Here is a 7,819-nt window from a genome sequence, read left to right as displayed (position 1 = left end):
GGGAAGGACAGTGATTAGTTCTGTGTACCGGCAGGACCGGTAGGCCTGCTTGGCACGGGCTACCGCCTGGCTTAGTGGTCGGCGCTGGAAGTTCATCCAGGGCCTGCCGGCGCCAGGCGGCGCCTCGCCTCGTTGTCGTCGGCCCCGGTAGAACACCGCTACCGGGGCCTCCTCCGCCTCGCGACGCATCCACCTGGCATCCGACAACCCCCGAAGGACTTCCAGCGCCGACCACTTAGGTCTTTGTGCGAGATTCCCTGATCGAGATAAGCGCTGTCCGACGGACTGAGCGGTACGGTGAGATGGACGGTCGGTATGTGTGGGTTCTTACCGCCGCCGATTACCGCTCCAGCTAGTCTGAGGACGGTCCGTCGCCGCATTGGCTCTTCTTCCTCGTTGCTGTCTCGAAGGGTGACGGTTTCTCGGTTGTCCACTTTGTGTCGCCGCGTCGGGCGGTGAAATCCCAGGTCTTGGTCGGTGTTGGCGCGCAGGATTGCGCGGAGGGCCTGCCGGTAGCGGTGTTGGGGCCAGCGGATGATGCCGCGTTCGAGTTTGCCGAGGTAGTTCCCGTCGATCTCGGTGATTGTCTGGTCGTGGTTGTAGATCCAGTGGTTGATCCGTTCGGCCAGTTCTTGGCGGGACATCGGTTCGCCGGGCGTTTCGGTGGACGCGGCGCGCGTAGGTGGTCGTTCGGTACTGTTGCGGCCCGTTCCACGGCGTGATCGGTACAAGTGTGGGTACGGCGGGACACGGCTCTGGCAGGGGCTCGGGATCTTCCCGGTGGTATCCGTGGGTATCCCTCGTGGTTTCCGATCATCAGCCCCGAGCCAGGTCGCGCGTTGACCGGGATCTGCGGCCTCACCCCTCGGGACGCTCTCGTGGGCTCGACCGTCGAAAGTCCGGCCCGCCGTCGACATCGCCTACAGGTTTGGTCATACTTCTAGTCATGACGACGTTGCCGTTGGGTGAGGTGAAGTCGCACCTGTCCGAACTCGTCGGCCGTGTACATGACCATCACGAGCGGGTGACCGTCACTGTCCACGGCCACCCGTCGGCCGTGCTCGTGGCCGTCGAGGACCTGAAGCAGCTTGAGGAGACGCTCGCGATCCTCAGCGACCCGGCCACGATGCGCCGGCTCGCGCAGTCCGACGCGGAGCTCGCACGCGGCGAAGAGGTGACCGCGGACGCACTGGCCGAGACGATGCGGCGCCGACGCGGCGCCGCATGACCGGATCGGCTGGGCCCTACACCCTGAGGGCCACGCCGACGGTCCGCCGCGCGCTCGGCGAGACCCTGCCGGAACCGGTCGCCACGGCCGCCTACGAGTTCATCACCGGCCCACTTCTCGATGGCCCGTATCGGGTCGGCAAGCGGCTGATGCCGCCGCTCGATGACCGGTTCAGTGCCCGGCGCGGAACCTACCGGATCATCTACCGCATCGATGACAAGGCCATGGTCGTGACCGTCGTCGATATCGATCACCGTCGGGACGTGTACCACCGCTGAGCGATAGTGGGCGGAATCAAGCGGCCAAGGTGACACATGGGTGGTGCACTGACCGGTTGAGACCACCCTCAATCCCGCTGTCCACGGAACCGGGACCGCTCCATCCTGGTCGCGTTGACATTCTGCTTCGGCTTCCGGAATGTCCTCGCCCTCGGGCTGCGGCCGGGGTTCCGGTCCGGGTAGCGCAGCGCCCTCCCGCGAACCGCTGTCGGGAGCGTCCGGGATCGACTGTCATCAGCGCGGCCGGTAGATATCAGCCCGGCGATCCACGTCGAGAACGTGCACGACGCGAGCACGATCGTCGACGCGGTACACGATGCGGTATGTACCGCGTCGAGCGCCATGGCACCCGGTGAGCGGGCCGAACAGCGGCTTGCCAACGCGGTAAGGGCTTGTGGCCAAGGCGGCGTCGCAGAACTCAAGGACGGCGGTGGCAACCGATTCGGGCAGCCGCTCCGCCAACGCCCGTCGCGCGGCGGGCTGGAAACGGACCGCGTAGGGTTCGGAACCCGCGTCCGGGCTCACGCTCCGGTGACTCGACGACGAGCCACCTCGGCACGCATGGTGGCGAGATCCACCCCGTCCTCGCCACGGCCAAGGGCCGCGAGGCTGTCGGTGATCCCTCGGACGGCCTCGGTGTCACTGAGGATCTCCAGCGTCATCTCGAGACCCTCAAGGTCGTCGACGGACACGATGACAGCCTCGGCTTCGCCGTTGCGGGTCAAGGTGATCCGTTCGTGCTGGTGGCGCACACGACGAGCCAGGGCGGACAGGTGGGTCTTCGCCTCGGAGAGTGGAACGGACGTCGCGTCGATCGTCATGGTTCGAAGTCTAGCCCGGGTTGGTCAAAATTTCGACCAGCACTCAGGCGTCCCCGGCTCAGTTGTAACCTATTCGACCAGGTCAGACGCTTGTTGCGGAGTGTGGTGGACCTAACGTATCCCCATAAGAACCACATGATCTTGGTTTAGGGTCCCGACATCACCGTCAGCCCCGTCGCCACCCGCACCCGGAACAGGGGCGATGCTTGGTGACCGCGCCGGCCAGAACATCGTTTACCGAGTGGAACAAGCGTTCCAGACACTTGGCGGTTCCGGACACTTCCGGCTCGTCTGATGATCGTGATCGTCAGACATTCTGGGTCACGTCGACGTTCCTGTGCCGCCTCGGAACGTGCTTGTGCGGGGGCCTCCGGTGCGCCGATCGTCCTGCGTGCCGGTGGATCTCGGCGGCTGGTCGTGCGGTGCTCGTATCCTGGGCCGGTGAGTACCCTGCGGGACGAGCTGCACAGTCTGATCGACCGCCTGCCAGAGTCGCGGGTGGCGCCGATCCTGGCTCTCGTGCGCGAGAGCACCTCCCGGTCGACCAGCTGGATGCGGTGACGGTGGCCGAAGTCCGCGGCCGCCGAGGTGAAGCGGCCCGAGGTGACCAGCAGCGCGACACCGGCACGATGATCCGTCCGCGCACAGCCGTTGAACTCTTTCACCGCGGACGGGCCCACGGCAAGGCCCGAGTAGTGCTTGCACTGCACCGCGATCCGGACCATTCGGGGGGTGTAAGCGAGGACGTCCACGCCCCCGTCCCCACGACCTCCGACCACCCGAACCCTCAGGCAGCCGTCACGTCTCAGCAGATCCGCGACGTGATGCTCGAACTCGGTCGGGCTCAGTGCGTCGACGGCAGCCACAGCTGCCCTGCGCCCGCTCTCACGAATCCTGCGAGCGCGCACCGCGAGTAGCGACCAGCTTGTTGCGAGCGCTACAAGGATCCCAACCGGCAGCGCCCACCAGCCCCACGCATCCACGAGCCCTTGGACGAGAGTGACGAGAAGCAGGCCGCCGATCCCCACCCCCACCAGCCAGGAGAACCACCGCTCATTCGCCGAAGAGCCCGCCGGACGCCCCCGCACCCGGCGGCCCCGAGATGAACCAACACGGCGAGCGCTCGGACGCCGCCGACCCGCCGCCGACCCGCCGACGAACCCCGACGACCAGAAGCACGACTGACCACACGTCAACTATTGACATACAGTGCGTCGCAAAGCGGCATATCACCGAGATCGCAGGGACTTCTCGTCACGCGAACGATGCGGCGGCGCGTGGCAACGGGTCATCAGCAGCTCGTCGGCGGCTCCGTGCGGAGTGGCGACGACACGTCGAGGAGTCTGGCGTCGAGACGCGACAGCCCGCCACGGGTGCCGCGAACCCGATGAACTCCCCGGCCGGTGTCGTGCATGTCTGCCGGGTAGCGGAGATGCAGACCCGGCTGCAGTCGCTGGAGCGACGGCGCCCTCCGGTCTCGCCGGTACCCGAATCCGAGGCCGAGGCGGACATCGAAATGCGCGGCGCTTGGATCAGGTCGCTCGCTGCGAACGCGGTCTCGTCGACGTACCGGACGAACACCGTCGCGGTGGCCGCCACGTCGAGCCGCCAGGCTACGGCAGTCTCGAATCTGATAATCAGATAGCATGACGGCATGCGAACCATGACGGCGACCGAGGCATCTCGGAGGTTCTCGGACCTGCTTGACGCCATCGAGGCCGGCGAAACCGTAACCATTACGCGAGGCAATCATCCGGTCGCGGAGATCGGGCCAGCACGTCGACGGACTGGCGCCGATCTTCGGGCCGCGCTCGCCGGAACGACGCCGCCGGATGACGCCTTCGAGAAGAACGTCGCCGAGGCGCTCGGCCATGTGACGGCGAACGAGGATGATCCGTGGGCCGCCGCCTGATACTCGACACCAACATCCTGATCGCCTACGAACGGGGAGCCATCGACCGGGCCAGCCTGGACGACGACGAGCTTGCGATTGCGGCCGTGTCGGTCGCCGAGTACCGCGTCGGGATCGAGCTGGCCGACACCGCCGCCAGAGCCGCGGACCGCGCAAGATCACTGTCCGCCATGATGTCCGTGCTGGACGTGCTGGACTACACCGAGAGGACGGCTGTTCACCATGCTCGCCTCATCGCGGCCGCGCGGCAGATCGGACGGCCTCGCGGCGCCCACGATCTGATCATCGCGGCTCACGCGGCCGAGACCGGTCGAACCATCGTCAGCCGCGACGCCAAGGCACGCTTCGCCGATCTTCCGGACGTCCTGGCAGTCGAACCGTAGGTACCGTTCAGACGGTTTCTGTCACCGAAAGGGGGGTGGGATACTGAAGATCGAGGCGTCGACCATCGCCGAGTACCGGGCACTTTAGCGACGTGCGCTACTTGACGTCGCCCGTGAACTCCTGCCCGTCGGCGGACCCGTCGCTGTGTGTGGACGATCACGTAATTCCCCGGGGGGACGGGGTGCGTGTCGGGCTTGGGGCGGTCCTCCTGTTGGAGCACAGTTGCTCCTCGTCCGCGCAGGTCGGACGAGGGGTGCGACGGCGAGGAGAACCTTCGAAGGGCGGTCTCCAGCGGTCAGCGCAGCACCCCGCATCGTGCTGGGACCTACGGGGTTCTGGCATGAGGCGGACGCCCGGGTGGTGCCCTGACTGGTTGAAACCACCCTCCAGCAAACCTCCCTCTCCTTCGTTGCTTTCTTCGTCGATCTGCGGGTTCCGCAGCCGCTGGACGGCCGCTACCAGCGCCAACAGAGCGTCGACCATGATCGTGGGAGCGTTCATTCCCTCCGCTCCCGAGAAATTTATGCGTGCAGTGCGGCTTGCTCCTTGAGTCGAGGATCCGTTGCGGGAAGGCCACCGGATTGCGGCGGATGCCCTCGAAGTCGTTCGCGATGAATTCTGCCTGGTGTGTCGCGGTCGCGGTCGCGCTCGCCTGTGACCTGCTGGCCTGGTTGGCGTTACTCGCTCTGGGCGGCGAGCTGGCGAAAACCGAGCCGAAAACGGTTCGCTAACGGCTCTTGCACACGGCCGGGCGGATTATCCGCGGCCAGCGTAAACACCGGCTGCGACTACCGGAGAACTGGCCGTGGTGGATGCGCTGCGCGCTGCTTTCACGCGGGTCCTCGCGTTGCCCGCACCCACCTGATATTCGCCCCGCCGACCCGACGATACGAGCGGGACCTGTCCGGCCCGTGGAGTCGGCGCCGACCAGGGCGACACCCGGGCCGCCTTCGTGCCCGAAGCCCAGAACAAACATCAACAGTGCCCAGCTGCAAGATTCGAACCGTTAACGATCGCGACGTGAATTTTCGAGGTTAGCGAGGTGAAAGATAGAGGTCGGCGAATTCCGCTGCGCACACCGGCGATGTCCGCAGCCGGTCGAGCCGGGCATCTTGTAGCTCGCGGGAAAATCGATTGTCGAGCTCGACATGGATGAGCTCCGACAGTCGCGTGGACGCATCCTGCGCTATCCAGGAGCGCCGTAAGCAGGTATCGGAATAGGCTGCCAGCGGTGCGTCGTCGCCATACCTTAGTGATCTTGTTACCGCGTGAGCGAGGTCCTCGGCGTCGGCGATGGCCAGGCTTGCGCCCTTGGCCGCGGTCGGCGGTATCCGCCTGGCCGCGTCCCCGGCCAACAACAGGCGGCCAAATTTGATCGGATCGTAGAACACCGTGTCCATGGATACCACGGCTACGGGCTCTAGCAAGGCTCCCTCGATGAGCGTCCAATCCTCGTCAACGGCGAGTCGGGTATGCAGTTCCGTCCAGATCCGGTCTTCCGGCCAGTGCTCTGGATTGGTATTCGATTCCACCTGCAGGTAATAACGGGTCATCTTCTCGTCGCGTAGCATCTGGCCGGCGAAGCCGGCGGTGCTGACAGAATAGACGGTGCGGCGAACAGAAGGGCCGGCTCCCACAAGAGCCGCTATCCACGCCCACCGTCCGCCCGTCCGTTCGATAGACCGGATCGCGCCGGGCGGGATGAAACCACGGCTGACTCCCTGGTGGCCGTCGCAGCCGGCAATGTAATGGCAGCGCAGTCGGCGTTCCGTGGAGTCGGCCGCCACGAAACGCACCGCCGGCCGGTCGCTGTTGAGATCCTCGATCCGCACGTCCGACACCGCGAACTCGATCGCGCCGCCGGTATCTAGATAGGCGGCGAGCAGATCGCCTACCAGCAGATGCTGGGGATAGATAGTGAGCCCGTGGCCGGTCAGCGCCTCGCAGTCGACAACAAAACGTTGCCTGCGGTGGCGGAACTCACACATGCCCGCCACCTTGCCGGCCGAACGCATCTTGTCGGCGAGGCCGTGGCGTTCAAGAATGGCCACTTGGCCTGGGCCGTAAGCGCCGGCCCGCACAAGGCTATGGATTTCCTCCTGGGTCCTCCGTTCAAGGACGACGGTGTCGATGCCGGCCCTTTTGAGGATCGTGGCCGCGATCAGTCCGGCCACGCCCGCCCCGATCACCGCGACCTCGAACGACTCGCCCCGCGGACCGTGGTCGGCGCCGGGGCCTGATTGTAACCATGGCAATACCATCTTCTTGCTCACCTCTCACCACTTGTGTCGCCCGCCTTCGGGTGACCATGGTCATAGCGGTCGGTGCGGACGCCTGGGGTGAATTACCCGTTCCGATACCCGTTGTTCACCGGAGCGGAGGTCTGCCCCGTCAACACTGCTACCCGCCCCATGTTGCCCCTGGTGACGCCCGCGCCCTCAGCTGAATAGCTGTGCGCAGGCGCTGCTCATCCGCACCATGTAATGGACGGACAGATCAATCGTAACTAGAGATCCGATGTCATAACATGAACTCTTGCACGGATGTAGTATCGGCCGGGCTCCGGTTCCCGGTCCACTGGAAGGCAAGAGGCTCCCTGGTTATCTGAATCATCCTTTCGCTCGTCGCATACTGAAGAGAATCTTAGCAGTTGGACCACGGCAGGCCCGCGACCTGCGCGGATGCGTCCACCCAAGTCCCGTAATGTAAGTATTCGGTGATGCCGTGGGAGGACACACCGAGCACCCGGCCGGCGTTGCCGGTCGGGTTCGTGTCGGCTGTCGAACGGGGTTAGGGCGCGGGCCCGTCGGGGTCTCGGCTGCCGGCGGTGTCCCCGGGATCGGGTAGCCAGACGAAGAACCGTTCCAGTGCCATGCCCTCGGGTGGCTTGCCCCCGGCGGCGGCGCAGGGGTTCAGGTATCCGGTCAGGTAGGCGAGGGGTTCGTAGCCGTTGCGTTCGGCGGTGGCGGTGCGGGTCCAGACCCGGGCGGCCAGGTGGGTGGCCCATTCGGTTTGCGCGCCGTAGTAGTTCTTCCGGCCGACGACGCGGTCTCCAGCGGGGCCAGCAGCGCGTGCACGTCCTTCAACGCCCCCGGCAAGGTGCCCTCGGCCAGGTCGAGCCTTTCCGCGGGGGAGTGCCCGAGCAACGGTGTAACACCCAGCGCCAGCGGGCCGTTTCCGCAGGCGAAGGCCCCAT

Annotated in this window: 11 protein-coding genes and 1 pseudogene; 6 read left to right on the top strand and 6 right to left on the bottom strand. The window is 65.8% G+C overall.

The annotated features are described in order from the left end of the window. Positions 1-189, bottom strand: a 189-nt coding sequence (locus tag MJ785_RS16600; protein WP_239381659.1) for a hypothetical protein, incomplete at its 3' end; no start/stop codon positions are given. 281 nt (positions 190-470) lie between these two features. Here MJ785_RS16600 and MJ785_RS16595 point away from each other — a divergent pair. From MJ785_RS16595 to MJ785_RS16585, 3 genes are all read left to right on the top strand, one after another. Then, the gene (locus MJ785_RS16595) at positions 471-722 is read left to right on the top strand and encodes a hypothetical protein (RefSeq protein WP_239381658.1); all 252 of its coding nucleotides are present in this window, start codon (positions 471-473) and stop codon (positions 720-722) included. Between the two features lie 224 nt (positions 723-946). Then, positions 947-1,228, top strand: coding sequence for a type II toxin-antitoxin system Phd/YefM family antitoxin (locus tag MJ785_RS16590; protein ID WP_239310321.1), 282 nt, complete (start codon positions 947-949; stop codon positions 1,226-1,228). Continuing rightward, positions 1,225-1,506 (top strand): type II toxin-antitoxin system RelE/ParE family toxin, encoded by a 282-nt coding sequence (locus MJ785_RS16585; RefSeq protein WP_239310320.1) that lies wholly within the window; start codon positions 1,225-1,227, stop codon positions 1,504-1,506. The genes MJ785_RS16590 and MJ785_RS16585 overlap by 4 nt, the downstream gene beginning before the upstream one ends. Before the next feature lie 234 nt (positions 1,507-1,740). Here the strand turns inward: MJ785_RS16585 and MJ785_RS16580 are convergent, their stop codons facing one another. The 3 genes from MJ785_RS16580 to MJ785_RS16570 form a co-directional block, all read right to left on the bottom strand. Next, positions 1,741-2,031, bottom strand: a complete 291-nt coding sequence (locus tag MJ785_RS16580; RefSeq protein ID WP_239347489.1) for a type II toxin-antitoxin system RelE/ParE family toxin — start codon at positions 2,029-2,031, stop codon at positions 1,741-1,743. Beyond that, positions 2,028-2,327, bottom strand: a complete 300-nt coding sequence (locus MJ785_RS16575) for a type II toxin-antitoxin system Phd/YefM family antitoxin (protein ID WP_239310318.1) — start codon at positions 2,325-2,327, stop codon at positions 2,028-2,030. Before MJ785_RS16575 ends, MJ785_RS16580 begins: the two co-directional genes overlap by 4 nt. A 146-nt stretch (positions 2,328-2,473) precedes the next feature. Beyond that, positions 2,474-3,361: a restriction endonuclease gene (locus MJ785_RS16570; RefSeq protein WP_239381656.1), complete on the bottom strand. Its 888-nt coding sequence runs from the start codon at positions 3,359-3,361 to the stop codon at positions 2,474-2,476. Between the two features lie 620 nt (positions 3,362-3,981). On the opposite strand from MJ785_RS16570, the gene MJ785_RS16565 reads away from it, so the two are divergent. From MJ785_RS16565 to MJ785_RS16555, 3 genes are all read left to right on the top strand, one after another. Then, the gene (locus tag MJ785_RS16565; RefSeq protein ID WP_239381654.1) at positions 3,982-4,239 is read left to right on the top strand and encodes a type II toxin-antitoxin system Phd/YefM family antitoxin; all 258 of its coding nucleotides are present in this window, start codon (positions 3,982-3,984) and stop codon (positions 4,237-4,239) included. After that, on the top strand, positions 4,224-4,622 hold the full coding sequence (locus MJ785_RS16560) for a type II toxin-antitoxin system VapC family toxin (RefSeq protein WP_239381652.1): 399 nt from the start codon (positions 4,224-4,226) through the stop codon (positions 4,620-4,622). The genes MJ785_RS16565 and MJ785_RS16560 overlap by 16 nt, the downstream gene beginning before the upstream one ends. 591 nt (positions 4,623-5,213) lie before the next feature. Then, positions 5,214-5,354 (top strand): hypothetical protein, encoded by a 141-nt coding sequence (locus MJ785_RS16555; RefSeq protein ID WP_239312165.1) that lies wholly within the window; start codon positions 5,214-5,216, stop codon positions 5,352-5,354. 303 nt (positions 5,355-5,657) lie between these two features. Here the strand turns inward: MJ785_RS16555 and MJ785_RS16550 are convergent, their stop codons facing one another. Both MJ785_RS16550 and MJ785_RS16545 read right to left on the bottom strand, forming a co-directional pair. Continuing rightward, positions 5,658-6,812, bottom strand: coding sequence for a 4-hydroxybenzoate 3-monooxygenase (locus tag MJ785_RS16550; RefSeq protein ID WP_239377335.1), 1,155 nt, complete (start codon positions 6,810-6,812; stop codon positions 5,658-5,660). Between the two features lie 601 nt (positions 6,813-7,413). Next, a pseudogene (locus MJ785_RS16545) lies at positions 7,414-7,819 on the bottom strand (hypothetical protein); the annotation flags it as partial.

This window comes from Protofrankia sp. CiT1, from assembly GCF_917627335.1.
Classification (GTDB): Bacteria; Actinomycetota; Actinomycetes; order Frankiales; family Frankiaceae; genus Protofrankia.
This window is presented reverse-complemented; position numbering and strand designations above follow the sequence as displayed.